The following is a 26642-nucleotide window of genomic DNA, read 5'->3' as shown; positions in this document are numbered from 1 at the left end:
GTCAGCCAGCCGGCGCCGGTGCCGGGGCCTCGGGGACGGCGGGCGGGACCTGGAGGTCCGACAGCTGCAGTCCACCGGGCAGTCCGCCGGGCGCTCCGCCGGTGCCCAGCTCGCCCTGATCCTGTGCCAGGCCCTCGCCGTTCATCGGCACCGCGTCGGGGCCGGGCGCCGAGCCGTCGAACGCAGGCGGGTTGTCCGGGTCGAACGCGCCCGGGATGGTCGAGCAGCTGGCGCCGACCTCGGGGTAGACCCCGAAGTTGTTCAGGCGCAGCGCGGCGATGAACTGGCTGATCCGCGGGTCGCTCGCGTCGTCCAGCTTGAGCTGGTGTCCCCAGCTCTGCAGGGAGATGGGGGAGTCGAGGCCCGGGTACGGCGACATCAGCATGTAGGACTTGCCGTCGACCCGGTCCGCGAGCGCGTCACGCTGGTCGTCGGAGACCTTGTCGGGGTTGTAGGCGATCCACACGGCGCCGTGTTCGAGCGAGTGCACGGCGTTCTCCGTGCGGATCGCGTTCGGGTACACGATGCCGGTGCAGGTGGCCCACGTAGCGTCGTGCGGGCCGCCGTACGGCGGGGTCTGGTCGTAGGCCACCCGCTGCGTCGCGCTCACGTGCAGCGCCGGGGGGTACTCGTTCCGGACGACGCCGTCGATCTCGATCGAGGGATCCTTGTTCTCGGAGCTCGGCGCGAACTTGTCGGCCTCGGCCTTGTCCTGGTACTTCGGGAAGAGGTTCACCGCGAGCACACCGATCAGGGCCAGCACGGCAATCACCGCACCGATGGTCAGCCAGGGGATGTTGCGTTGCTTGGGGAGCCCGGCCTTGGGCTTGGCGCCGCCGGCACTCTTGTTGGCGGCTTTGATGGCCTTGGCTGACTTGGCGCCCGAGTTCTTGGCGCCGCGATTTTCCGAACCGCTTGGCATCGGTGAGTGCTCTTTCGGTGGTGGGACAGTCACATGGAGGCGGTGGGTCCCGCCGGGGCCCCACTCTACGTTCAGTGCCTGAGCGCAGGCGGTGAACGGCCAGACCATAGGATAGATACCTGTGACTCCTGCCGACCTTGCCGAACTGCTCCGAGGGACCGCCGCGAAGGTCCTCGCCGAGCGTGGGCTCGACGCGAGCGTCCTCCCGGCGACGCTCGCCGTCGAACGCCCGCGCAACCCCGAGCACGGGGACTACGCCAGCAACGTGGCCATGCAGGTCGGCAAGAAGGCGGGCGCCAACCCGCGCGACCTGGCGACCTGGCTGGCCGACGCGCTGACCGCCACCGACGGCATCGAGACCGTCGAGGTGGCAGGTCCGGGATTCCTCAACATCCGGCTGGCCGCGGCCGCCCAGGGCGTCATCGTTGCGAACGCCATCGCCGCGGGCGAGGCCTTCGGTTCGTCCCAGGCGCTGGCGGGAAAGCGGATCAACCTCGAGTTCGTCTCGGCGAACCCGACGGGTCCGATCCACCTCGGCGGCACCAGGTGGGCCGCGGTCGGCGACGCGCTCGGACGCATCCTCGCCGCCCAGGGCGCAGCCGTCACCCGCGAGTACTACTTCAACGACCACGGCGCCCAGATCGACCGGTTCGCGCGGTCGCTGATCGCCGCGGCCAACGGCGACCCGGCGCCCGAGGACGGCTACGCGGGGGCGTACATCTCCGACATCGCCGCGGAGGTCGTCCGGCAGCGCCCGGACGCGCTCGCGCTGCCCGCCGACGAGCGTCAGGAGGCGTTCCGGTCCATCGGCGTGGCGCTGATGTTCGACCACATCAAGAAGACCCTGCACGAGTTCGGCACCGACTTCGACGTGTACTTCCACGAGAACTCGCTCTTCGAGTCCGGTGCCGTCGAGACGGCGGTGGCGACCCTCAAGGCGTCCGGGAACCTCTACGAGGAGGACGGCGCCTGGTGGCTCAAGAGCACCGACTTCGGTGACGACAAGGACCGCGTTGTCATCAAGAGCGATGGCAACGCGGCGTACATCGCGGGCGACATCGCCTACTTCCAGGACAAGCGTTCGCGCGGCTTCGACCTGTGCATCTACATGCTCGGCGCCGACCACCATGGCTACATCGGCCGGCTCAAGGCCGCGGCCGCCGCGTTCGGTGATGACCCGGACACCGTCGAGGTGCTGATCGGTCAGATGGTGAACCTGGTCCGCGACGGCGTCGCGGTGAAGATGAGCAAGCGGGCGGGCACGGTCATCACCCTCGACGACCTGGTCGAGGCGATCGGCGTCGACGCCGCCCGGTACGCGATGATCCGGTCGTCCGTGGATTCGAGCCTGGACATCGACCTCGAGCTGTGGACCAGCACCACCAGCGAGAACCCCGTCTACTACGTGCAGTACGCGCACGCCCGGCTCGCCTCGCTTGGCCGCAACGCGGCCGAGCTTGGCATCTCCACCGAGAACCCGAAGCTGGAATTGCTCACCCACGACCGGGAGGGCGACCTCATCCGGACCATCGGCGAGTACCCGCGGGTGGTGGCCGCGGCGGCCGAGCTGCGGGAACCGCACCGGATCGCCCGGTACATGGAGGAGCTCGCAGGCACCTACCACCGCTTCTACACCGACTGCCGCGTTCTGCCGCAGGGCGACGAGCCCGCGGGCGATCTGCACACGGCCCGGCTGGCCCTGTGCGCGGCGACCCGCCAGGTCCTCGCCAACGGCCTCGCCGTGCTCGGCGTCAGCGCACCGGAGCGAATGTGAGCGCGCATCCGGCGGGACCCAAGCATGCCGAGATCCCACACGCACCCGGACTGCCGCCGCGGCCGGAGTCCGCGGCCGAGCTGACCGCACTGCCCGCCGCCGTCTGGCCTCGCAACGCCGCCCGCGGCGAGGACGGCGTGGTCCGGCTGGCCGGGGTGCCCGTCACCGAGCTGGCGGAGCAGTACGGCACGCCGCTGTTCGTCATCGACGAGGACGACTTCCGGTCCCGGTGCCGCGACATGGCCCGTGCCTTCGGCCCCACCGGCAAGGTGCATTACGCCTCGAAGGCGTTCCTCTGCGGTGAGATCGCCCGCTGGGTCGCCGAGGAGGGACTGTCGCTGGACATCTGCTCCGGCGGCGAGCTGGCCATCGCGCTGCACGCGAACTTCCCGGCCGAGCGAATTGCCATGCACGGCAACAACAAGTCCGTCGCCGAGCTCGAGGCCGGGGTGGCCGCGGGTGTCGGGCACATCGTGCTCGACTCGACCCAGGAGATCGATCGGCTGGACCTCGTCGCCGGTGCGCACGGCGTGGTGCAGGACGTGCTGATCCGCGTCACGGTCGGCGTCGAGGCGCACACCCACGAGTTTATCGCCACCGCCCACGAGGACCAGAAGTTCGGGTTCTCGCTCTCGGACGGATCGGCACTGGACGCCGTCCGCCGCGTGTTCGCCACCGAGAACCTGCGGCTGGTCGGGCTGCACAGCCACATCGGCTCGCAGATCTTCGAGGTCGACGGATTCGAGCTCGCCGCGCACCGCGTGATCGGGCTGCTCCGCACCATCGTCGCCGAGTTCGGGGTGGACAAGTCCTCGCAGATCTCGATCGTCGACCTCGGCGGCGGGATGGGGATCTCGTACCTCGCGAGCGACGACCCGCCGCCGGTGGACGACCTGGCGGCCAAGCTCGCGCACATCGTCGCCACCGAGTCGGCGCTCGCCGGACTGCCGGTGCCGACCCTCGCGGTCGAGCCGGGCCGGGCGATCGCGGGACCGGGCACCGTGACCCTGTACGAGGTCGGCACGGTCAAGGATGTTCGCTTGGGTGCCAACGCAACCCGGCGATACATCAGCGTGGACGGCGGGATGAGCGATAACATCCGCACGTCGCTGTATCAGGCCGAGTACGATTCGCGCCTGGTCTCGCGCGACAGCGTGGCCGACCCGGTGGTCGCCCGCGTGGTGGGGAAGCATTGCGAGAGTGGCGACATCGTCATCCGGGACGCCTGGATGCCGGAGGACGTCAACGCGGGAGATCTGCTCGCGGTCGCCGCCACTGGCGCATACTGCTATTCGATGTCCAGCCGCTACAACCTGCTCACCCGGCCTGCCGTGGTCGCGGTGCGTGATGGTCAGTCCCGACTGATCTTGCGCAGGGAAACAGTGGAAGATCTGCTCAGCTTGGAGGTACAGCAACATGACTGAACCGAGTGGCAATGCCGCGATCGGTGTGGCGGTCCTCGGCCTCGGCAACGTGGGCAGTGAGGTCGTGCGAATTCTGCGCGAGCACGCCCGCGAGCTCGAGGCGCGGGTCGGCGCACCGGTGGTGCTGCGCGGTATCGCGGTGCGCCGGATCGAGGGTGACCGCGGGGTTCCGGCCGAGTTGCTGACGACCGACGCGGACTCTCTGGTCACGCGCGCGGACGTGGACATCGTCGTCGAGGTGATCGGCGGCATCGAGGTGCCCCGCAAGCTCATCCTCGCCGCCCTCAACTCGGGCAAGTCGGTGGTCACCGCGAACAAGGCGCTGCTGGCCGACTACACCGGCGAGCTCGCCGAGGCGGCCGAGAACAAGAGCGTCGACCTGTACTTCGAGGCCGCGGTCGCGGGCGCGATCCCGGTGATCCGCCCGCTGACCCAGTCGCTCGCGGGTGACCGGGTCAACAAGGTCGCCGGAATCGTCAACGGCACCACCAACTTCATCCTCTCCGCGATGGACGAGACCGGCGCCGATTACGCCGACACGCTCGCCGAGGCGGGCCGGCTCGGCTATGCCGAGGCCGATCCGACCGCGGACGTGGAGGGCTACGACGCCGCGGCGAAGGCCGCGATCCTCGCGTCGATCGCGTTCCACACCCGGGTCACCGCTGCCGACGTGTACCGCGAGGGCATCTCGAAGATCAGCTCGGCGGACCTCGAGGCCGCCAAGTCGCTGAACTGCACGGTGAAGCTGCTCTCGATCTGCGAGCGGGTCAACGGCGCGGACGGCTCCGAGCGGATCTCGGCCCGGGTCTACCCGGCGCTCGTCCCGCTCGATCACCCGCTCGCCTCGGTGAACGGCGCGTTCAACGCGGTCGTGGTCGAGGCCGAGGCCGCGGGACGGCTCATGTTCTACGGACAGGGCGCCGGTGGCTCGCCGACCGCCTCGGCCGTGATGGGCGACCTCGTGATGGCGGCCCGGAACCGGGTGCACGGCGGCCGCGGCCCCCGTGAGTCGAAGTACGCGGACCTCAAGATCGCGCCGATCGGCGAGATCCCCACCCGTTACTACGTCAACATGCAGGTCGCGGACCGTGCGGGCGTGCTGTCGGCGGTCGCGGCGGAGTTCGCCAAGCACGACGTCAGCATCTCGACGGTCCGTCAGGAGGGCATGGGCAACGGCGCCGGGCTGATCGTGGTCACCCATCTGGCGACCGACGCGGCCCTGTCCGAAACCGTTGCGGCCCTCGGCAAGCTCGAGTTCGTGACCGCGGTCACCAGTGTTCTCCGATTGGAAGGTTCCAGTGAATAGCCCCCGCCTGCACACTCCCGTTCACACCCCCTGGCCTGGGCTGATCGAGGCGTACCGCGATCGACTCGCCATCGGGCCGAACTGGAAGACGATCACGCTGCGTGAGGGCGGCACCCCGCTGCTGCCCGCCGCCCACCTGTCCGAGATCACCGGGTGCGAGGTCCACCTCAAGGTCGAGGGTCTCAACCCCACCGGGTCGTTCAAGGACCGCGGCATGACCATGGCTGTCACCGACGCGCTCGCGCGGGGCCAGAAGGCCGTGCTGTGCGCCTCGACGGGCAACACCTCGGCCTCGGCCGCGGCCTACGCGGCCGTCGCGGGTATGACCTGTGCGGTGCTGGTGCCGCAGGGCAAGATCGCGATGGGCAAGCTGGCCCAGGCCGTCATGCACGGCGCGAAGATCATCCAGGTCGAGGGCAACTTCGACGACTGCCTCGAGCTGGCCCGCAAGACCACCGCAGAGTTCCCGACCATCGGCCTGGTGAACTCGGTCAACCCGGTGCGCATCGAGGGGCAGAAGACCGCGGCGTTCGAGATCTGCGATGCGCTGGGCAAGGCGCCCGACATCCACGCCCTCCCGGTCGGCAACGCGGGCAACATCACCGCGTACTGGCGTGGGTACTCGGAGTACTACGCGGACGGGATCACCTCGGTTCGTCCGCGCATGCTCGGCGTGCAGGCGGCGGGCGCGGCTCCGCTGGTGCACGGTGCCCCGGTCAAGGACCCGGAGACCATCGCCACCGCCATCCGCATCGGCTCGCCCGCGTCCTGGGACGGTGCCGTCGCGGCCAAGGAGGAGTCGAACGGCGTCTTCCGCGCCGCCACCGACGAGGAGATCCTCGAGGCCTACCGGCTCATCGCCCGCACCGAGGGCGTGTTCGTCGAGCCCGCGTCGGCGGCCTCGGTCGCCGGCCTGCTCGCCGCGCACAAGGAGGGCTGGCTGGACGCCGGCCAGACCGTGGTGTGCACCGTGACCGGTAACGGACTCAAGGATCCCGACACGGCGCTCGCGGGAATGCCTGCTGTGCAGCCGATCCCGGTCGACCCGGTGGCGGTTGCCGCGGCGCTCGAGCTCGTCTAGTGGTCGCACCGCGCATCGGAGGGAGCACGATGACTCAGACGCTGCCCGCCGGGCTCACCGTGACCGCACGGGTGCCCGCGTCGACGGCGAACCTCGGTCCGGGCTTCGACACGCTGGGGCTGGCGCTGGCGCTGTACGACGAGATCACGGTGACGACCACCGATGCGGGGCTGACGATCCGGGTGGAGGGCGAGGGCGCCGAGGACGTGCCCTGGGGCCCCTCGCATCTGGTCGTGCGTGCGATCGAGCGGGGGCTGGAGTCGATCGGAGTCTGGGCCGACGGTCTGGACGTTGTGTGCCGCAATGCGATTCCGCATTCGCGCGGGCTCGGATCGTCCGCGTCGGCCGCGGTCGGCGGGCTCGCGGTGGCGAACGGGCTGGCGAGCAAGCTCGACCCGGCGCTGGCGCTCACCCAGGAGCAGCTGGTCCAGCTGTCCTCCGAGTTCGAGGGCCATCCCGACAATGCGTCCGCGAGCGTGCTCGGCGGCGCAGTGGTGTCCTGGTCCGAGGACACCGGCGTCGCGGACTCGCCGCGCACCTACGCCGCGGTGCGGCTGGACGTGCACCCCGACATCCGGGTGGTGGCGCTGGTGCCGTCGGAGCGTTCCTCGACGGCGCAGACGCGGGGCCTGCTCCCGGAACTGGTTCCGCACGCCGATGCCGCCTTCAACGTCAGCAGGGGAGCGCTGGCCGTGGTGGCCCTGACCAGTCGTCCGGACCTCCTGATGGCCGCGACCGAGGATCGACTGCACCAGGGCCAGCGGGCGTCCGCGTTGCCGCTGACCACGCGCTGGATCGAAACACTGCGGCAGGCCGGCATCGCGGCGACGGTGTCGGGTGCAGGTCCCACCGTGCTGGCGCTGTCGACCAGGGCGTTCCCCGACGAACTCCGCGCCAAGGCGGAAGCGGACGGGCTCCGGGTGCTCGACCTCGGCGTGGCGGACGGTGTGCAGGTCGGTTGACCGGCTGATCGGACGGGATACCGGCGGGTCGGTCCTTGCCCGCGGCCCGGTTGGAGGCTATCCTGAGGGTCGTTCGCCCATCGTGCGCATCAGACGCCGGTGTTCTACCAGGGCATTCACTCCGAGAATTGGCTCCCGTACCCCGGGACTGCCGAGGCAAGAGTAGACGCACCTGGCTCGATTCCCTCGCGTGATTTCCGCGGTGATCGACTTGGAACGTGCCTGTTCGAGAGGCCACGGGGGTGGACGAGCCGATAGTTCCATCCAGCGAACACGTCCGGCATAACCGAGTTCAGCGAGTGAGCTGAGCTTCGGGACGAACCCTCGACACGCGCCGCGCGAGCGAGGGAAGGAAAGGATCTCCGTGACCGATACGGACCTGATCGCCACACCTGCTCTCGATACCCCGGTTGACTCCGCGGCGAGCCAGGCCGGCGGCACTGCACGAACTTCAGAAGCCACCGGCGACGCGGTGGCAGCCTCCACCAAGCGCGCCGAGGCCCGGCGCGGTGCCGGCCTGTCCGGCATGGTGCTGGCCGAGCTGCGCGGACTCGCGACCGAGCTCGGCATCAAGGGAACGTCCGGCCTGCGCAAGGGCGACCTGATCGCGGCCATCAAGGAGCGTCAGGGCGGCGGCGGCGCCACCAAGACGGCGCCCAAGGTGGCTCCCGTCGAGGCCGCGGCCAGCGAGGCCGCGACCGCGCCGCAGCGGGTCGCCGAGGTTGCCCCCGCCGCCGAGTCGGCCCCCGCTACCACCGAGCGTCCGGCAGCCCAGGCCGCCGAGTCCGCCGAGGGCGAGCAGGGTGGCCGCCGAAACCGGCAGCGCCGCGGGTCGTCTCGCCAGGCCGGCTCTCCCGAGCAGGGTGAGTCGACGGCATCGACGGCCCCCGCGGCCGAACAGGGCGGCGACCGCCAGCCCCGTCAGGACCAGGGCGGTGAGCGCAACCGTCGCGACCGCAACCAGGGCGAGCGTGGCCAGGGTGAGCGCAACCAGGGCGAGCGTGGCCAGGGTGAGCGGAACCAGGGTGAGCGGAACCAGGGTGAGCGTGGCCAGGGTGAGCGTGGCCAGGGCGAGCGCAACCAGGGTGAGCGTGGCCAGGGCGGCAACGGCCCGCGCGGCGAGGGTCGCAATGACAACCGCGGCGGCGAGGACGAGGACGGCCGGGGTCGGCGGGGACGCCGGTTCCGTGAGCGTCGTCGTGGACGCGACCGCGGCGAGGGCGGCGGCGCAGGCGCGGACCGCGACCTCGAGATCCGCGAGGACGATGTCCTGCAGCCGGTCGCGGGCATCCTCGATGTGCTCGACAACTACGCCTTCGTGCGGACCTCCGGATACCTGGCGGGCCCGAACGACGTGTACGTCTCGATGAACCTGATCCGCAAGAACGGACTCCGTCGCGGTGACGCCATCACCGGTGCCGTCCGCGTCGCCCGTGAGGGTGAGGGCGGCGGCGCCGCTAGCAGCCAGCGTCAGAAGTTCAACCCGCTGGTCCGCCTGGACACCGTCAACGGCGGCGACGTCGAGGCGGCCAAGCGGCGGCCCGAGTTCGGCAAGCTGACGCCGCTCTACCCGAACCAGCGCCTGCGCCTCGAGACCACGCCGAACATTCTCACCACCCGTGTCATCGACCTGGTGATGCCGATCGGTAAGGGCCAGCGCGCCCTCATCGTCAGCCCGCCTAAGGCCGGTAAGACCAGCGTGCTGCAGGCGATCGCGAACGCCATCGCCACGAACAACCCCGAGTGCTACCTGATGGTCGTCCTGGTCGACGAGCGTCCGGAAGAGGTCACCGATATGCAGCGTTCGGTGAAGGGTGAGGTCATCGCCTCCACCTTCGACCGGCCGCCGTCAGACCACACCTCGGTCGCCGAGCTCGCCATCGAGCGGGCCAAGCGCCTCGTCGAGGAGGGCAAGGACGTCGTCGTGCTGCTCGACTCGATCACCCGACTCGGCCGTGCGTACAACAACTCGTCGCCCGCCTCGGGACGAATCCTGTCCGGTGGTGTCGACTCGACCGCGCTGTACCCGCCGAAGCGGTTCCTCGGCGCGGCCCGCAACATCGAGAACGGCGGCTCGCTCACGATCATCGCCACCGCGATGGTCGAGACCGGCTCCACCGGTGACACCGTGATCTTCGAGGAGTTCAAGGGCACCGGCAACGCCGAGCTCAAGCTCGATCGCAAGATCGCCGAGCGTCGGGTCTTCCCGGCGGTCGACGTCAACCCGTCCGGCACCCGTAAGGACGAGCTGCTGCTCAACCCGGACGAGGCCGCGGTGCTGCACAAGCTGCGACGGGTGCTGTCCGGCCTGGACTCGCACCAGGCGATCGATCTGCTGATCGACCGGCTCAAGAAGAGCAAGAACAACCTCGAGTTCCTCATGCAGGTCTCCAAGACCGCGCCGGGAGCGATGGGCGACGACGACTAGTAGTCGCGTGCGACGAGGCAGGCCCCGGAAACCGCACGGTTTCCGGGGCCTGCCTCGTGTCGGCGCCGGTCGGGAACAGATTGCGGCACCTGGTCGTTAGGACTTGATGCACGCGTTCTGGCAGAATGAACGATCGCGCCCGTGGCACTCGCCGCGTGCGAGTACAACAATGTCCGGTTCCGGTTCACGGCTTCGATTGGCGAAGGCGACCCGGCGACCACCGAAAGGGACACCATGAAGGCAGGAATCCACCCCAACTACGTGGCGACCACCGTCGTCTGCGGTTGCGGTAACACGTTCGAGACCCACAGCACCAAGGAGTCCGGACGCATCAACGTCGAGGTCTGCTCGCAGTGCCACCCGTTCTACACCGGCAAGCAGAAGATCCTCGACACCGGTGGACGCGTCGCGCGCTTCGAGGCTCGCTACGGCAAGCGCGCCGGCAAGAAGGCCGACGCCGACAGCTAGCTGTCCCGCCGACGCCCGTCCTGTGTTCCATTGCAGGCCGGGCGTCGGTTTTTTTGTACCCGTGGTGCGCGCGCCGGACCCGGCGCCAACATCCACCCATTGCACTGCCCGGCATCCCCTCGGGGGTGTCGACAACCGAGGAGCGAACCATGGCGGGGACCACCCAGCCGTCGGCGATCGATGACATCCTGGCCGAGCACGCCGGCCTCGAGCTGCAGCTGTCCGACCCGTCCTTGCACAACGACCCCTCGGCCGCCCGCCGGGTCGGCAAGCGGTTCGCCGAGCTCGCTCCCATCATGGCCACCCACACCAAGCTGCAGGCCGCGCGCGAGGACCTGGAGGCCGCTCGCGAGCTGGCCGCCGACGATTCGAGCTTCGCCGCCGAGGTGCCCGAGCTGGAGGCCAAGGTGGCCGAGCTCGACGTCGCCCTCACCGACCTGCTCGCGCCGAGGGACCCGCACGACGGCGACGACGTGGTGCTCGAGGTGAAGTCCGGCGAGGGCGGCGAGGAGTCCGCGCTGTTCGCCGCGGACCTGGCCCGGATGTACCTGCGGTACGCCGAGCGGCACGGCTGGCGGGTCGAGGTCCTCGACGCGAACATCTCCGATCTCGGCGGCTACAAGGACGCGACCCTGTCGATCAAGTCGAAGGGCGACACCCGCGACGGTGTCTGGGCCCGGCTGAAGTTCGAGGGCGGCGTGCACCGCGTCCAGCGGGTACCCGTGACCGAGTCCCAGGGCCGGGTGCACACCTCCGCGGCCGGCGTGCTGATCTACCCGGAGCCCGAGGAGGTCGAGGAGGTGCAGATCGACGAGACCGATCTGCGCATCGATGTGTACCGCTCGTCCGGCAAGGGTGGTCAGGGCGTCAACACCACCGACTCCGCGGTCCGGATCACCCACCTGCCCACCGGCATCGTGGTGACCTGCCAGAACGAGCGCTCGCAGCTGCAGAACAAGGCTCGCGCGATGCAGGTGCTCGCGGCCAGGCTGCAGGCCGCGGCAGAGGAGGCCGCTGCCGACGAGGCGTCGGCAGGCAGGCAGAGCCAGGTGCGCACCGTTGACCGTTCCGAGCGCATCCGTACCTACAACTACCCGGAGAACCGGATCACCGATCACCGGATCGGGTTCAAGGCGCACAACCTCGACGCCGTGCTCGACGGCGATCTGGACGCGCTGCTGGACGCGCTCGGCAAGTCGGACCGGGAGGCCCGGCTCGCCGTCGAGTAGCCACGTGGCCGCGGTCGGGTAATGCGGGGTTCCGGCGGCGGCCCATGGCAGGCTGGACGGGTGAGTCGTCAACCCATCCGCCTCGCGATCCTCGAGGCCACCACGCTGCTCGAGGAGGCGGGCGTACACAGTCCCCGCACTGATGCAGAACTGCTCGCCGCCCATGTCGTGGGGGTGGAGCGGACCAGGCTCGGACTGGTGCCGCTCGTCGACCCCGAGGTGCTCGAGCGGTATCGCGCGCTGGTCGCCCGGCGCGCCGAGCGGGTTCCGTTGCAGTACCTCACCGGCGTGTCGTCGATGGGCGACATCGACCTCCAGGTCGGTCCGGGGGTCTTCGTGCCCAGACCGGAGACCGAGCTGCTCTTCGCGTGGGCCCTCGCCTTCCTGGAGGGACATCCCGCGCATCCACCGGTGATCCTCGATCTGTGCACGGGAACCGGGGCGCTGGCGCTCGCGCTGGCGAACGCCCGCCCGGACGCGATCGTGCACGCGGTGGAACTGGACCCCGCTGCGCTGGCCTGGACCAGGCGCAACGCCGAGGCCAGGGCGACCGAGGGCGACACCCCGATCACGCTGCATCAGGGCGACGTCACCGACCGATCGCTGCTCACCGAGCTCGAGGGCAAGGTCGACGTCGTGGTGTCGAATCCGCCGTACATCCCCGAGGGCGCCGAGCTCGATCCCGAGGTGGCGGAGTTCGACCCGCACCTGGCGCTGTTCGGCGGGCCGGACGGGCTGTCGGTGATCACCCCGATGGTCTCCAACATCGCGCGCTGGCTGAAGATCGGCGGCGCGCTGGCCATCGAGCACGACGACACCAACGGCGGTCAGGTGGCGGCCCTGCTGCGCGAACGACGGGTTTTCGGCCAGGTCGCCGAGCATCCGGATCTGGCGGGTAAGCCCCGGTTCGTGGTCGCCCGCCGGGTCGCGACGGACACCGAGGCGGCCCGCGGGCACTGACCACCGTCGGCGACGGATCGACGCGGATGGAAGGATGGGGGAGTGAGCATCGTCTACGACTGCCGGAACACCGATTCGCGCGAGGCGGGCATCGCTGCCGCGACGAACTCGCTCAAGGCCGGGCGCCTGGTCGTCGTGCCGACCGACACCCTCTACGGACTCGCGGCCAACGCCTTCGACGGCGAGGCCGTCACCGCGTTGCTGCGCGCCAAGGGCCGCGGCCGGGACATGCCCGTGCCGGTGCTCGTCGGCTCGTGGAACACCATCGACGGACTCGTCTTCACCGTGCGGCCGCAGGCGCGTGAGCTGATCCGCGCCTTCTGGCCCGGTGGGCTGAGTCTCGTTGTGCAGCAAGCGCCCTCGTTGGCGTGGGACCTGGGCGACACCAGGGGGACCGTGATGTTGAGGATGCCGCTGCACCCCGTGGCGCTCGAACTGTTGCGGGAGGTGGGACCTCTCGCCGTGTCGAGCGCGAACATCTCCGGGCACGCACCGGCCGCCACCGTCGAGCAGGCCCGCGATCAGCTCGGCGGCGCCGCATCGGTGTATCTGGACGGTGGCCCCGCCCAGCACGCTGTCGCCTCGACGATCGTGGACCTGACGGCCGACGAGCCGCGCATCCTGCGCGAGGGGGCAGTCGCGGCCGCGGACATCGCGGAGGTGCTCGGCGTGACCATCGAGAGCCTGCTGCCGGGACGGGTACCGGAGTGAGCGAGGCGGGTTCCCCGCGGCAGGCCCACGCCGATCAGGCGTTCTGGGGCCCGGACTTCTCCGAGCTCGAACGGACGGACCCGGAGATCGCCGAGATCACCCTCGCCGAGCTGGACCGGCTGCGCGGCGGGTTGCAGCTGATCGCCAGCGAGAACCTGACCAGCCCAGCGGTGCTGGCGGCGCTGGGGTCGACGCTGAGCAACAAGTACGCCGAGGGGTACCCGGGTCACCGGTACTACGGCGGATGTGCCGAGGTCGATCGCGCCGAGAGCCTGGCGATCGAGCGGGCCAAGACGCTGTTCGGGGCCGAGCACGCCAACGTACAGCCGCATTCGGGGGCCAACGCCAACCTCGCGGTGTACGCCGCGTTCGCGAAGCCCGGCGACCCGGTGCTGGCGATGAGCCTGCCGCACGGCGGTCATCTCACCCACGGGTCCAAGGTGAGCTTCTCGGGCAAGTGGTTCACCCCGATCCCGTATCACGTGGACAAGTCGACCGAGCTCATCGACTACGACGAGGTCCGTGACCTCGCGTTGACCCATCGGCCCCGGATCATCGTCGCGGGCGCGACCGCGTATCCGCGACTGATCGACTTCGCGAAGTTCCGGCAGATCGCCGACGAGGTTGGCGCCATCCTGTGGGTCGACGCCGCACATTTCATCGGACTGGTGGCGGGCGGGGCGATCCCGTCGCCGGTGCCGTACGCCGATGTCGTCTCCGCGACCACACACAAGGTGCTGCGGGGGCCGCGCGGCGGCATGCTGCTGTGCCGGGCCGAGCACGCCAAGGCCGTCGACAAGGCGGTCTTCCCGTTCAGTCAGGGCGGCCCGCTCATGCACTCGATCGCGGCCAAGGCGGTCGCGCTGAAGGAAGCGGCGACTGACGACTACCGGGCCTACGCCTCGAACGTGGTCGACAACGCCGCGGCGATGACCAAGGCGCTCGAGGCGGGCGGCATGCGCGCGGTGTCCGGCGGCACCGACACCCACCTGGCGCTGCTGGACCTGCGCGAGCTCGGGGTGACCGGGGCCGAGGCCGAACGGCGATGCGATGCGGCCCGAATCACGTTGAACAAGAACGCGATCCCGTTCGATCCGGCGCCGCCGATGGTGGCGTCCGGGATCAGGGTCGGATCCGCGGCGGTGACCACGCAGGGTTTCGACACCGACGACTGCGCGGCGGTCGGTGCGCTGATCGCCAGGGCGGTGCGGGCCGAGGACGGCACCACCGCGGGCGACGCGGAGCTGGCCGATGTGGCGCGCGAGGTCTCGGATCTGGTGGCGCGCAAGCCCGCCTATCCCCGGCCCGTGACGCAGACGAGTGCAGCGGCAGGGGATGGCGCGCGGTGACGGTAGCCTCTTCGACGTGATCGTCGCCCATTCAGAATTGCTCGCTCAGTCGGGCCGGGGGGCCGGGGTCCCGATCAGGGAACTGCTGCTGGTGCTCTTCACCGCTGCGGTCATCACGTTCCTGGCGACCGGGGCCGTCCGGTTGTTCGCCCTCAAGTTCGGCGCCGTTGCCGTCCCGCGCGACCGCGACGTGCACGTCACGCCCACGCCCCGGCTCGGTGGCGTCGGCATGTACGTCGGATTCGTCGCCGCCCTTCTGTTCGCCCAGCAACTGCCAGCGCTGGCCAGGGGTTTCGACTACAACACCAAGGACATCCCGGCGGCGCTCGTCTCCGGCGGCGTGATCGTGCTGGTGGGGATCATCGACGACAGGTGGGGGCTGGACGCGCTCACGAAGTTCGTCGGCCAGGTGACCGCGGCGGGTGTGCTGGTGGTGATGGGGGTCAGCTGGTTCGTGCTGTACCTGCCCTTCAATGGCACCACCCTGGTGCTGGACCAGTTGCAGTCGGGCCTGGTGACGGTGCTGATCGCGGTCGTGATGATCAATGCCATGAACTTCGTCGACGGTCTCGACGGGCTCGCGGCCGGCCTCGGCCTGATCGCGGCGCTGGCGATCTGTGTGTTCTCGGTCGGCCTGCTGCACGAGCAGGGCGGTGACGTGAGTGCGTATCCGCCCGCGATGCTGGCCGCCGCGCTGGCGGGCGCGTGCCTCGGCTTTTTGCCGCACAACTTCCAGCCGGCCCGCATCTTCATGGGGGACTCGGGGTCGATGCTGATCGGCCTGATGCTGGCGGCCATCTCGACCAGCGCCTCCGGCCGGATCCCGCTCAGCGCCTACGGCACCAGGGACATCCTCGGTCTGCTCTCGCCGCTCCTGCTGGTGGGCGCGGTCATGTTCATCCCGATCCTCGACCTCCTGCTCGCGGTGGTCCGCCGGACGAGGGCCGGACGCAGCCCCTTCAGCCCCGACAAGATGCACCTGCACCACCGCCTGCTGCAGATCGGACATTCGCACCGGCGGGTGGTCCTGTTGATCTACTTGTGGGTCGGTGTGCTCGCGTTCGGCGCAGTCGGCTCGGCCCTGCTCGACCGGCGGATCGTCGTCCTGCTGGTGGCGGGTGGCCTGGTGTTTGCGCTGGTCGTGACCGCCGTGCCGTCGCTGCGCCTGAAGCAGGTCCCCGGTCGCGATCGGGCCGACAGTTCGTAGCCCGCTAGGCTGGCGGACCGTGACCTTCTCTCCGGAACCCGTGCCCGACCAGTCCGCTCCGCTGCGTGCAGCGGTTCGCTATGGCGTGATCGGCCTGATCGCGCTCGCGGTGATCGGCTCGATCATCGCCTTCGTCGCGGCCGGCCTGCCCGGACTGTGGGGTGCGTTGATCGGCGTCGCCGTCGGCGGCGGCTTCATCCTGTGCACCGCGCTGGCGGTGCTGTTCACCGAGAAGCTCCCGCCCGCCACCTCGGGTGCGGTGCTGTTGGGCAGCTGGCTGCTCAAGATGATCCTCGCGATCCTGGTCCTTGGCGTGCTCAAGGGCATGGACTTCTACAGCAAAGAGGCGCTGGTCATCGTCATGGTGCTGGCCCTGATCATCGTGCTCGGCGCCGAGACCTACGGGCTGCTCAAGGTGAAGGTGCCCTATGTCACTCCCACCCAGTCGGACGGCGCTCCCGCACAGCAGGACGGCGCCACCGGTGAGCCCGAATCCGACGAAAAGTAGTACGACGACCTGTCGTAATCGGTCAAGCAGGACCCCCATCTACACAACGTCGTAGTTGTATTGGTAGGGTCAGGGCCAAGCGAGAGCCGAAACTACGCGAAACACACATTTCGCCGGGTCAGGCATCCTCGCAGGTGACCACGATCGCTACTTCCGCGTGTTCGGAAATGGCTGGTCGGGGACCACCGAGTCGACGACAGTCCGCCGACACCGACAGACGCGGGGCCGAGCTAATCGGCCACAGCAGCTGACGAATACGCGAGCCGACCTTGTCGACTTGTTAGATCGTCAATGTCCGATCGAACCGCAGGCGATGCCGCCTGCGGCCACGACTACGGGAGAGACCGCTGAGCGTCACCACCCTGGCCGCGGAGTTCCATCCGCCGTCACTTGCAGACTTCTTCCCTCCCGCCGTGCTGTTCGAGGGCACGCCCTTCGAGCTCGACCGGCTGATGCTGATCCGCATCCTGATGACGGTGGTGCTCCTCGCCTTCTTCGCGATCGCGATGCGCAGCCCGAAGCTGGTGCCGCGCGGCGCGCAGAACATCGCCGAGATGGGCCTGGGGTTCGTCAAGAACCAGATCACCGATGAGGTGCTCGGCAAGGAGCAGGGCAAGCGCTTCCTGCCGGTCATCGCCACGATCTTCTTCGCGGTGCTGTTCCTGAACGCGTCCGGGATCATCCCGTTCCTGAACATCTCCTCGAATGCCCGAATCGGGATGCCGATCGTGCTGGCCGCCCTCGCGTACATCACGTTCAACTACGTCGGCATCAAGAAGTACGGCTTCTTCAAGTACGTGAAGAGCAGCATCGTCGTCCCCGGCGTGCCGGTCGCGCTGCACGTCCTGCTGATCCCGATCGAGTTCGTGTCGACGTTCATCCTCCGGCCGTTCACGCTGACCGTCCGTCTCATGGCCAACATGCTGGCCGGCCACATCATGCTGGTGCTGTTCTTCAGCGCCACCCAGTTCTTCTTCTTCGAGGCCGCGGCCGGAATGAAGATCTTCGGTGTGTTCTCCCTGGCAGCAGGTTTCGGGTTCACCCTCTTCGAGATGCTGGTGATCTTCCTGCAGGCGTACGTCTTCGCTCTGCTGACCGCCGTGTACATCGACCTCGCGCTGCACGCCGACTCGCACTGACCGCACTACACACAAACTGACCCATCCGCCGAATCCCGGTGGTGGGCAACGGAAAGGGAACGGAAACCAAATGAGCCTCGCGTACCTGGCACAGGAAGCCGTTGAGCAGACGACCACCGGCAAGGGCTACGGCGCCATCGGCTACGGCCTCGCGGCCATCGGCCCCGGCATCGGCGTGGGCATCGTGGTCGGTAAGGCCATCGAGGGCATCGCGCGTCAGCCCGAGCTCGCCGGCCAGATCCGTACCAACATGTTCCTCGGTATCGCATTCACCGAGGCCCTCGCGCTGATCGGCCTTGTCGCCGGCTTCATTTTCTGATCTCGCCATGTCAACCATTGCATTGATCGCGGCCGAGGAGGGCGAGGTTATCAATCCTCTCGTCCCCGAGACCTACGACATCGTGTGGTCGGCGGTCTGCATCGCGGTTATCGGGTTCTTCTTCTGGAAGTACATCCTTCCGAAGTTCCAGCAGGTGCTGGCGGACCGTACCGAGCAGATCGAGGGCGGCATCCAGCGCGCCGAGGAGGCTCAGGCCGAGGCCAAGGAGACGCTGGAGCAGTACCGCGCCCAGCTCGCCGAGGCACGGACCGAGGCCGCGGCCATCCGTGAGGATGCCCGCACCCAGGGCCAGCAGATCATCGCCGAGATGAAGGTCCAGGCACAGCTGGAGAGCGACCGCATCGTGGCCGCAGGCAGCAGCCAGCTCGCCGCTCAGCGTCAGCAGATCGTCACCGAACTGCGCAGCGATCTGGGCAAGACCGCGGTCGATCTGGCCGAGAAGGTCATCGGCGAATCGCTGGCCGACGAGGTCAAGCGGTCGGGTTCGATCGATCGTTTCCTCAGCGAACTGGACGCCGTCAGCGCTGACTCCGCAGCCGGAAAGTGAGCACCATGTACGCAGCAAGCCGTGAGGCGCTGACTCATACGAGGAGCGCCCTGGAATCAGCGTTGGCCGGAGTTTCGGCCGGCGCGGCGACTGCAGCTGCGGCACAGACCGGTGCCGAGCTGTTCACGGTGGTCGAGGTTCTCGACGGTCAGCGCACGCTTCGTGCCGCGCTGTCCGACCCCTCGGCCCCCGCGGCGGTTCGGCAGGCCTTGGCCGAGCAGGTGTTCTCGGCCAAGGTTTCGGCCGAGGCCCTCGTGACGCTGAAGGCGGCCGTGTCCCAGGACTGGTCGAGCTCGGCTGACCTGCGGAACTCGCTGGTGCTGCTCGGTCGGGAGTCGCTGCTCAAGGCGGCCGACGATCAGGGTCAGCTCGACACCGTCGAGGACGAGCTGTTCCGGCTCGGCCGCATCGTGGCGGGCGACTCGAGCCTCGAGCAGGCGCTGTCCGATCGCGCGACGCCCACCGCGGGCAAGCGCGAGCTGCTGTCCACGCTGCTCTACGGCAAGGTCACCGCGATCACCGAGGCCCTGGCCACCCAGGCCGCCGGCCGGTTGCGGACCGCACCCGCGGATGCCTTCAACGAGCTGTCGGAACTGGCGGCGGCGCGACGCGACAAGGCGGTCGCACACGTGCGCAGCGCCTCGGCGCTGTCCGCCGAGCAGGAGGAGCGGCTCGCCGCGACCCTGACCCGCACCTACGGCAAGCCGGTCACCGTGCACGTGGAGGTCGACCCCGAGCTCCTGAGCGGCCTTGTCGTTCGCGTGGGCGACGAGGTCATCGACGGCAGTGCGGCGGGACGTCTCGCGTCTCTGCGCAAGACCTTCAAGTAGTCCCGGCGAACACGGCCGACCTCAAACTCCAGATATTCGAAGACCAGATACCGAGAGCAGGAAAAACATGGCGGAGCTGACGATCTCCTCCGATGAGATCCGTAGTGCGATTTCGAACTACACCGCGAGCTACTCCCCGGAGGCCTCCCGCGAGGAGGTCGGAACGGTGTCCGACACCAGTGACGGCATTGCGCACGTCACCGGCCTGCCTTCGGCGATGGCCAACGAGCTGCTGGAGTTCCCCGGCGGCGTGCTCGGTGTGGCACTGAACCTGGATGCCACCGAGATCGGTGCTGTCATCCTGGGCGATTACGAGCACCTCGCAGAGGGCCAGCAGGTCAAGCGGACCGGCGACGTGCTGTCCGTGCCGGTGGGCGACGCCTACCTGGGCCGCGTGGTGAACCCGCTCGGCCAGCCGATCGACGGCCTCGGCGAGATCGAGTGCACCGAGACCCGCGCCCTCGAGCTGCAGGCCGCCTCGGTCCTCGAGCGTCAGCCCGTCGAGGAGCCGCTGCAGACCGGCATCAAGGCCATCGACGCGATGACCCCGATCGGCCGTGGACAGCGCCAGCTGATCATTGGCGACCGCAAGACCGGCAAGACCGCGGTCTGTGTTGACGCCATCCTGAACCAGAAGGCGAACTGGGAGTCCGGCGACGACACGAAGCAGGTTCGCTGCATCTATGTCGCCATCGGTCAGAAGGGCTCCACCATCGCGGGCGTCAAGGCTGCCCTCGAGGAGCAGGGCGCGATGGAGTACACCACCATCGTCGCGGCCCCGGCCTCCGATTCGGCCGGCTTCAAGTGGCTCGCCCCGTACACCGGTTCGGCCATCGGCCAGCACTGGATGTACCAGGGCAAGCACGTCCTCATCGTGTTCGACGACCTGACCAAGCAGGCCGAGGCGTACCGCGCCATCTCGCTGCTGCTACGTCGTCCGCCGGGCCGCGAGGCGTACCCCGGTGACGTCTTCTACCTGCACTCCCGCCTGCTGGAGCGCTCGGCCAAGCTCTCCGACGAGCTCGGCGGCGGCTCGCTGACCGCACTGCCGATTATCGAGACCAAGGCCAACGACGTCTCGGCCTACATCCCGACCAACGTCATCTCCATCACCGACGGTCAGGTCTTCCTCGAGTCCGACCTGTTCAACAAGGGCATCCGCCCCGCGATCAACGTGGGTATCTCGGTTTCCCGAGTCGGTGGCGCCGCGCAGACCAAGGGCATGAAGAAGGTCTCCGGTTCGCTGCGTCTCGAGCTCGCCCAGTTCCGTGAGCTGGAGGCCTTCTCGGCCTTCGCTTCCGACCTGGACGATGCCTCCAAGGCCCAGCTCGAGCGTGGACAGCGTCTGGTCGAGCTGCTCAAGCAGGACCAGTACTCCCCGATCGCCGTCGAGGACCAGATCATCTCGATCTACCTGGCCGGCGAAGGCGTGTTCGACTCGGTGCCGGTCGGCGACGTCCGCCGCTTCGAGTCCGAGCTGCTCGAGGACCTGCACCGCAACGCGGGCTCGGTCTACGAGGCCATCAAGGGTGGCAAGGCCCTCGACGAGACCTCGATCGCTGCTCTCAAGGCCGCGACCGACAAGTTCAAGGAAGGCTTCATCGCCGCCGACGGCAGCCGCGTGGTCAACGAGGCCGCGGCCTCGACCCTCGGCGCGGATGAGGTCAACCAGGAGCAGGTTTCCGTCACTCGCAAGCACGTCAGCAAGTGAGCGTGACGGCCGTGTCGGAATCTTGTGGGAAGGGAGTGTGACTGAGTAGATGGCAAGCCTGCGCGAACTGCGCTCACGTATCAAGTCAGTCAACTCGACCAAGAAGATCACCAAGGCGCAGGAGCTGATCGCGACCTCCCGCATCACCAAGGCTCAGGCCAGGGTTGCGGCGTCGAAGCCCTACGCCGAGGAGATCACCAAGGTGCTCTCCGCGCTGGCGAGCGCCTCCGGGTCGCTCGACCATCCGCTGCTGAACGAGCGGCCGGAGCCCAAGCGGGCTGCCGTGCTGGTCGTCACCAGCGACCGCGGTATGTGCGGCGGCTACAACTCCAACGTCCTCAAGGAGGCGGAGGAGCTGATCCAGCTGCTGCGCTCCGAGGGCAAGGAGCCGGTGCTGTACGCGATGGGCGCGAAGGGCCTGACGTACTACACCTTCCGTGATCGCGATCTGAAGGGCGCCTGGACCGGGTTCTCTCAGCAGCCGGGTTACGCGGATGCCGCCAAGGCGAGCCGGCACCTGGTCGAGCTGTTCATGGCCGGGTCGGGCGCCGAGGTTGCCGCGTACAACGGCGAGGGCACGGTCGAGGGCGTCGACGAACTGCACATCGTCTACACCCGCTTCGTGTCGATGCTGACCCAGACGCCGGAGGTCCGGCGCATGGCTCCGCTCGAGGTCGAGTACAAGGACGAGAACTTCGAGCTCGGGGAGGACATGCTCTCCGATTCGAACGGTGCAAATCCGACGGCGCAGTACGACTTCGAGCCGGAGGCCGGGACGCTGCTCTCGGCGCTGCTGCCGAAGTACATCAGCACCCGGATCTACTCCTCGCTGCTCGATGCGGCGGCCTCGGAGTCGGCTTCACGTCGTACCGCCATGAAGGCGGCAACGGACAACGCAAACGAGCTGGTGAACACCCTGAGCCGCCAGGCCAACCAGGTGCGCCAGGCACAGATCACCCAGGAAATCAGCGAGATCGTCGGTGGCGCGAATGCGCTCGCCTCGAGCGCAGGAAGTGACTAGACACATGACCGCAGCAGTAACCCAAACCAACGCGAACGGCTCGGGCACCACGTCCGGCCGGGTCGTGCGGGTCATCGGTCCCGTTGTGGACGTTGAGTTCCCGCGTGGCGCCGTTCCCGCCCTTTTCAACGCGCTGAACGCAGAGGTCACTCTGCCGACGGTCGCGAAGACGCTGACCCTCGAGGTGGCGCAGCACCTGGGCGACAACCTGGTGCGCACCATTTCGATGCAGCCGACCGACGGCCTGGTCCGCGGTGCGGCGGTCGTCGACTCCGGCAAGCCGATCTCGGTTCCCGTCGGTGACGTCGTCAAGGGCCACGTGTTCAACGCCCTCGGTGACTGCCTCGACACCCCGGGCCTCGGTCGCGACGGCGAGCAGTGGGGCATCCACCGCAAGCCCCCCGCCTTCGATCAGCTCGAGGGCAAGACCGAGATCCTCGAGACCGGCATCAAGGTCATCGACCTGCTCACCCCGTACGTCAAGGGCGGCAAGATCGGTCTGTTCGGTGGTGCCGGTGTCGGCAAGACCGTTCTGATCCAGGAGATGATCACCCGTATCGCCCGCGAGTTCTCCGGCACCTCGGTGTTCGCAGGCGTCGGTGAGCGCACCCGTGAGGGCACGGACCTCCACCTCGAGATGGCCGAGATGGGCGTTCTCCAGGACACCGCCCTTGTGTTCGGTCAGATGGACGAGCCGCCGGGAACGCGTATGCGCGTCGCCCTGTCGGCGCTGACCATGGCGGAGTACTTCCGCGATGTGCAGAACCAGGACGTGTTGCTCTTCATCGACAACATCTTCCGTTTCACGCAGGCCGGCTCCGAGGTCTCGACCCTGCTGGGTCGTATGCCCTCCGCCGTGGGTTACCAGCCGACGCTGGCGGACGAGATGGGTGAGCTCCAGGAGCGCATCACCTCGACCCGTGGCCGTTCGATCACCTCGCTGCAGGCGATCTACGTCCCCGCCGACGACTACACCGACCCGGCGCCCGCGACCACCTTCGCGCACCTCGATGCGACCACCGAGCTCTCGCGTCCGATTTCGCAGATGGGTATCTACCCCGCTGTGGACCCGCTGACGTCGACCTCGCGCATCCTCGAGCCCGGCATCGTCGGTGCGGAGCACTTCCGCGTCGCGAACGAGGTCAAGCGGATCCTGCAGAAGTACAAGGAACTGCAGGACATCATCGCCATCCTCGGTATGGACGAGCTGCAGGAAGAGGACAAGATCCTCGTCGGCCGCGCGCGCCGCATCCAGAAGTTCCTCGGCCAGAACTTCATCGTGGCCGAGAAGTTCACGGGTGAGGCCGGCTCCGTGGTGCCGCTCCGCGACACCATCGAGGCGTTCGACCGCGTCTGCAAGGGCGAGTTCGATCACCTGCCCGAGCAGGCGTTCAACAGCTGCGGTGGACTCGACGACGTCGAGGCCGCTGCCAAGAAGATCGCCGGGAAGTAGTCGACAATGGCTGAGATGACTGTTGAGCTGGTTGCCGTCGAGCAGCGGCTGTGGTCGGGTTCGGCGACGCTCGTCAGCGCTCAGACCACCGAGGGCGAGATCGGCATCATGTACGGACATGAGCCGGTCCTCGGCCAGCTGATCGAGGCAGGCGTGGTCGCCATCACCACCGCCGACGGCGAGCGCGTCGTCGCCGCGGTGCACGGTGGCTTCCTCTCGGTGACGGGCACCACCGTCACGATCCTGGCGGAGTCCGCGGACTTCGCGGGCGACGTCGACGTCGAGGCCGCCAAGGCGGTCCTGGCGGAGACGACCGAGGATCTCGAGGCGATCGCGATCGCCAAGGGTCAGCTCCGCGCCGTCGAGCGCGCCTGACCGGTACCCCGACAGCCGCGACGAGCAAGGCCGACGAGCAGTGACAACCGGAGTGACAGTTCTTTTCGTTCTGGTTGTCCTGCTCGCGGCGCTCGTCGCGGCTTTCGTGTATCGGTTGGGGGTGCTGCGCCGCGGCGGCACGGCGGCGATCGTCCGGACCACCCCCGCGGGCGCAGGCCAGGGCTGGCGGCACGGCGTGATCCGGTACGGCGAGGAGGACCTCGTCTTCTACAAGCTCTCCAGCCTTCGGCCGGGACCGGACTCGCGGATCAGCAGGCAGGGCATCGAGGTGGGGGATCGGCGCGGGCCCCGCGAGACCGAGTTCGACATCATGACCGACGAGATCGTGATCCTGTCGGTGCAGGACGGCGATCACGGCTACGAGGTGGCGCTCGACTCCGGCGCCCTCACCGCGTTCCTGTCCTGGGTGGAATCGCGTCCCTCGGGGCGCTCCATGCGTGGCCGTCCGGCCTGACGCCCACAACATCGAAGACCCCGGCTCATCGCAGGGGTCTTTTGTCGTTTCAGTGCCCGCCCGCGGATTCGGTGCCGCCCGCACCCGGCTTCCACAGCACGTCGCCCTCGGGGTTCGCCGCCCGGCTCAGGATGAACAGCAGGTCGGAGAGCCGGTTCAGGTACTTGGCGGGAAGCACACTGGTGTCCTCGGGGGAGGCGTCCACCGCCGCCCACGCGGATCGTTCGGCGCGACGCACCACGGTCCGGGCCACGTGCAGGAGCGCCGCAAGGGCGGTGCCGCCGGGCAGGATGAAGGAGTTCAGCGGCGCCAGCGGCTCGTTGTACTCATCGCACCAGCCCTCGAGTCGCTCGATGTAGCCGGCGGTGACCCGCAGCGGCGGGTACTTCGGATCCGCGACAACGGGGGTGGACAGGTCCGCGCCCGCGTCGAAGAGGTCGTTCTGGACCTGCCGCAGCACGTCGACGAACTCGGGTCCCGGCTGCCCGAGCGCGAGCGCAACGCCCAGGCTGGCATTGGCCTCGTCGCAGTCCGCGTACGCGATCAGCCGAGGGTCGTTCTTCGACACCCGTGAGAAATCGCTCAGACCGGTGGTCCCGTCGTCGCCGGTACGGGTGTAGATGCGGGTCAGGTGTACGGACATGACGTCACGGTACCGCTCGTGCAGATCCAATCGGGACCGCTAGCGGTCGGGCGCCGGTCGCGGCTGACTAGGCTGTCGCACTGTGAGTGAACGCTTTCTTGTCACCGGCGGCAACAGGCTGACGGGTGAGGTCTCGGTGGGCGGCGCTAAGAACAGCGTCCTGAAGTTGATGGCGGCTGCCCTTCTGGCGGAGGGCACGACCACCATCACCAACTGCCCCGACATCCTCGACGTCCCGCTGATGGCGGAGGTACTGCGCGGACTCGGCTGCGAGGTGGTGCTCGAGGGGGACGAGGCGCGCATCACGACGCCTGCCGAGCCGAAGTACCACGCCGACTTCCCGGCCGTGACCCAGTTCCGTGCGTCGGTGTGTGTGCTCGGGCCCCTGGTCGCGCGGTGCAGGCGCGCCGTGGTCGCGCTCCCTGGCGGTGACGCGATCGGGTCGCGGCCGCTGGACATGCACCAGTCCGGACTGGAATTGCTCGGCGCACGCAGCGAGATCCAGCACGGGTGCGTGGTGGCGGAGGCGGACGACCTGCACGGCGCCACCATCCGCCTGGCGTTCCCGTCGGTCGGTGCCACCGAGAACATCCTGATGGCCGCGGTGCTTGCCAAGGGCGAGACCGTCATCGACAACGCCGCCCGCGAACCCGAGATAGTGGACCTGTGCAACATGCTCAGGCGGATGGGTGCCCAGATCGAGGGCGCCGGTTCCACGACGCTGACCATTCGGGGCGTCAAGACCATGCAGCCGACCACCCATCGGGTGATCGGGGATCGGATCGTCGCGGCGACGTGGGGGATCGCGGCCGCGATGACCAGGGGCGATGTCCGGGTGCGCGGGGTCAACCCGAAGCACCTCTCGCTCGTGCTCGACAAGCTCCGGTCCGCGGGCTCGCAGGTCACGATGGAGCCGGACGGATTCCGGATCGTGCAGGAGGGCCGTCCCACCGCGGTGAACTACGCGACCCTGCCGTACCCGGGATTCCCGACTGACCTGCAGCCGATGGCGATCGGCCTGGCCGCCGTCGCGGACGGCACGTCGATGATCACCGAGAACGTCTTCGAGGCGCGCTTCCGGTTCGTCGAGGAGATGATCCGGCTCGGCGCCGATGCCCGCACCGACGGACATCACGCGGTGGTCCGCGGGATCCCGCAGCTCTCGAGCGCACCGGTGTGGTCCTCGGACATCCGGGCCGGCGCCGGCCTGGTGCTGGCAGGCCTGGTGGCGGACGGCGTCACCGAGGTCCACGACGTCTTCCACATCGACCGCGGATACCCGAGATTCGTCGAGAACCTGACGGCTCTCGGCGGTGTGATCGAGCGGGTGCCTGCCCCGGTTGTGGCGGGCTGATCGAGCCGTCGCGTCGGGGGAGCGCCGAGAGTGTCCGGCGTCACAATGATCGATTTCCCCCGAAATGCCGGTTCCGCCGCCTGGTCGAGCTCTCTGACCTGGCAATTTCTGAGTCGGAGGGGCCGCGACATGGCGATTTGCCACAGCGTTCGCCGCCGCGTAACTTTTGTCGAGTCAGAGCGACACGGACACCGACCCGGCCGAGAGGCGCGGGACACGAGGTTGGACGAAGGCGCCAGACAATCCCAAAGCTTGCTTGATCACTCAGCCCGGTTTTGACCGGGAGGCTTCGATGAGCTAGGCTGGAACAGTTGCCCCGGAGCGGCCGAGAACGAGTTTCTTGGTGGTGATGGTGTGTGCGTGTTCTTTGAGAACTCAACAGTGTGCCGATGAATGTCAGTGCCAAATTTTGGTACTCCACACCA

The 26642-nt window shown here is 68.5% G+C and carries 25 protein-coding genes; 23 read left to right on the top strand and 2 right to left on the bottom strand.

From position 1 onward, the window contains the following. Position 1: 1 nt before the first annotated feature. Positions 2-922: a thioredoxin-like domain-containing protein gene (locus FCG67_RS19185; RefSeq protein ID WP_136911289.1), complete on the bottom strand. Its 921-nt coding sequence runs from the start codon at positions 920-922 to the stop codon at positions 2-4. Between the two features lie 121 nt (positions 923-1043). Here FCG67_RS19185 and argS point away from each other — a divergent pair, with 121 nt between their 5' ends. The 22 genes from argS (at position 1044) to FCG67_RS19075 (ending at position 24220) form a co-directional block, all read left to right on the top strand. Beyond that, entirely contained in the window at positions 1044-2696 is a 1653-nt protein-coding gene (argS, locus tag FCG67_RS19180; RefSeq protein WP_136911288.1) for an arginine--tRNA ligase, read from the top strand. Then, positions 2693-4120, top strand: coding sequence for a diaminopimelate decarboxylase (gene lysA / locus FCG67_RS19175; RefSeq protein WP_136911287.1), 1428 nt, complete (start codon positions 2693-2695; stop codon positions 4118-4120). Before argS ends, lysA begins: the two co-directional genes overlap by 4 nt. After that, complete coding sequence (locus FCG67_RS19170) at positions 4113-5426, top strand: homoserine dehydrogenase (protein WP_136911286.1); 1314 nt, start codon at positions 4113-4115, stop codon at positions 5424-5426. The genes lysA and FCG67_RS19170 overlap by 8 nt, the downstream gene beginning before the upstream one ends. After that, entirely contained in the window at positions 5419-6507 is a 1089-nt protein-coding gene (gene thrC, locus FCG67_RS19165; RefSeq protein ID WP_077042250.1) for a threonine synthase, read from the top strand. The genes FCG67_RS19170 and thrC overlap by 8 nt, the downstream gene beginning before the upstream one ends. A 29-nt stretch (positions 6508-6536) precedes the next feature. Next, positions 6537-7469 carry a homoserine kinase gene (gene thrB / locus FCG67_RS19160; RefSeq protein ID WP_136911285.1) on the top strand — a complete coding sequence of 311 codons (933 nt, stop codon included), beginning with the start codon at positions 6537-6539 and terminating at the stop codon, positions 7467-7469. Between the two features lie 364 nt (positions 7470-7833). Beyond that, positions 7834-9897, top strand: coding sequence for a transcription termination factor Rho (rho, locus tag FCG67_RS19155; protein ID WP_136911284.1), 2064 nt, complete (start codon positions 7834-7836; stop codon positions 9895-9897). Positions 9898-10131: 234 nt separating this feature from the next. Then, on the top strand, positions 10132-10365 hold the full coding sequence (gene rpmE / locus FCG67_RS19150) for a 50S ribosomal protein L31 (protein WP_027503018.1): 234 nt from the start codon (positions 10132-10134) through the stop codon (positions 10363-10365). A 149-nt stretch (positions 10366-10514) separates the two neighbouring features. Further along, positions 10515-11594 carry a peptide chain release factor 1 gene (gene prfA / locus FCG67_RS19145; protein ID WP_077042248.1) on the top strand — a complete coding sequence of 360 codons (1080 nt, stop codon included), beginning with the start codon at positions 10515-10517 and terminating at the stop codon, positions 11592-11594. Positions 11595-11654: 60 nt separating this feature from the next. Further along, on the top strand, positions 11655-12554 hold the full coding sequence (gene prmC, locus FCG67_RS19140; RefSeq protein ID WP_136911283.1) for a peptide chain release factor N(5)-glutamine methyltransferase: 900 nt from the start codon (positions 11655-11657) through the stop codon (positions 12552-12554). A gap of 42 nt (positions 12555-12596) precedes the next feature. Continuing rightward, positions 12597-13265, top strand: coding sequence for an L-threonylcarbamoyladenylate synthase (locus tag FCG67_RS25250; protein ID WP_136911282.1), 669 nt, complete (start codon positions 12597-12599; stop codon positions 13263-13265). After that, positions 13262-14614 (top strand): serine hydroxymethyltransferase, encoded by a 1353-nt coding sequence (locus tag FCG67_RS19130; protein WP_136911281.1) that lies wholly within the window; start codon positions 13262-13264, stop codon positions 14612-14614. Before FCG67_RS25250 ends, FCG67_RS19130 begins: the two co-directional genes overlap by 4 nt. Next, entirely contained in the window at positions 14601-15821 is a 1221-nt protein-coding gene (locus FCG67_RS19125) for a glycosyltransferase family 4 protein (RefSeq protein ID WP_136911280.1), read from the top strand. The genes FCG67_RS19130 and FCG67_RS19125 overlap by 14 nt, the downstream gene beginning before the upstream one ends. Positions 15822-15840: 19 nt before the next feature. Further along, positions 15841-16329 carry a Cg1360 family ATP-synthase-associated protein gene (locus tag FCG67_RS19120; RefSeq protein WP_136911279.1) on the top strand — a complete coding sequence of 163 codons (489 nt, stop codon included), beginning with the start codon at positions 15841-15843 and terminating at the stop codon, positions 16327-16329. 320 nt (positions 16330-16649) lie between these two features. Then, on the top strand, positions 16650-17468 hold the full coding sequence (gene atpB / locus FCG67_RS19115; protein WP_484335619.1) for a F0F1 ATP synthase subunit A: 819 nt from the start codon (positions 16650-16652) through the stop codon (positions 17466-17468). A gap of 70 nt (positions 17469-17538) precedes the next feature. Next, positions 17539-17787, top strand: coding sequence for an ATP synthase F0 subunit C (locus FCG67_RS19110; protein ID WP_027503025.1), 249 nt, complete (start codon positions 17539-17541; stop codon positions 17785-17787). A gap of 7 nt (positions 17788-17794) precedes the next feature. Next, on the top strand, positions 17795-18355 hold the full coding sequence (locus tag FCG67_RS19105; RefSeq protein WP_136911277.1) for a F0F1 ATP synthase subunit B: 561 nt from the start codon (positions 17795-17797) through the stop codon (positions 18353-18355). 5 nt (positions 18356-18360) lie between these two features. After that, the gene (locus tag FCG67_RS19100; protein ID WP_136911276.1) at positions 18361-19185 is read left to right on the top strand and encodes a F0F1 ATP synthase subunit delta; all 825 of its coding nucleotides are present in this window, start codon (positions 18361-18363) and stop codon (positions 19183-19185) included. Positions 19186-19252: 67 nt separating this feature from the next. Beyond that, on the top strand, positions 19253-20896 hold the full coding sequence (gene atpA / locus FCG67_RS19095) for a F0F1 ATP synthase subunit alpha (protein ID WP_136911275.1): 1644 nt from the start codon (positions 19253-19255) through the stop codon (positions 20894-20896). A gap of 49 nt (positions 20897-20945) precedes the next feature. Next, positions 20946-21917: a F0F1 ATP synthase subunit gamma gene (locus FCG67_RS19090; RefSeq protein ID WP_077042242.1), complete on the top strand. Its 972-nt coding sequence runs from the start codon at positions 20946-20948 to the stop codon at positions 21915-21917. 4 nt (positions 21918-21921) lie between these two features. Beyond that, positions 21922-23370, top strand: coding sequence for a F0F1 ATP synthase subunit beta (gene atpD / locus FCG67_RS19085; RefSeq protein WP_072753560.1), 1449 nt, complete (start codon positions 21922-21924; stop codon positions 23368-23370). A 6-nt stretch (positions 23371-23376) separates the two neighbouring features. Beyond that, complete coding sequence (locus FCG67_RS19080) at positions 23377-23745, top strand: F0F1 ATP synthase subunit epsilon (protein ID WP_027503031.1); 369 nt, start codon at positions 23377-23379, stop codon at positions 23743-23745. Positions 23746-23797: 52 nt separating this feature from the next. Next, a complete protein-coding gene (locus FCG67_RS19075; RefSeq protein ID WP_246045165.1) occupies positions 23798-24220 on the top strand; it encodes a DUF2550 domain-containing protein in 423 nt (140 codons plus the stop codon). 49 nt (positions 24221-24269) lie between these two features. Here FCG67_RS19075 and FCG67_RS19070 read toward each other — a convergent pair whose 3' ends face one another. Continuing rightward, positions 24270-24863 carry a cob(I)yrinic acid a,c-diamide adenosyltransferase gene (locus tag FCG67_RS19070; RefSeq protein WP_136911273.1) on the bottom strand — a complete coding sequence of 198 codons (594 nt, stop codon included), beginning with the start codon at positions 24861-24863 and terminating at the stop codon, positions 24270-24272. A gap of 82 nt (positions 24864-24945) precedes the next feature. Here FCG67_RS19070 and murA point away from each other — a divergent pair, with 82 nt between their 5' ends. Further along, entirely contained in the window at positions 24946-26217 is a 1272-nt protein-coding gene (murA, locus tag FCG67_RS19065; protein WP_136911272.1) for a UDP-N-acetylglucosamine 1-carboxyvinyltransferase, read from the top strand. Positions 26218-26642 lie beyond the last annotated feature (425 nt).

Source organism: Rhodococcus oryzae (genome assembly GCF_005049235.1).
Classification (GTDB): Bacteria; Actinomycetota; Actinomycetes; order Mycobacteriales; family Mycobacteriaceae; genus Rhodococcus_G; species Rhodococcus_G oryzae.
Note: the sequence above shows the minus strand (reverse complement) of the source record. Positions and strands in the feature narration are given on the sequence as shown.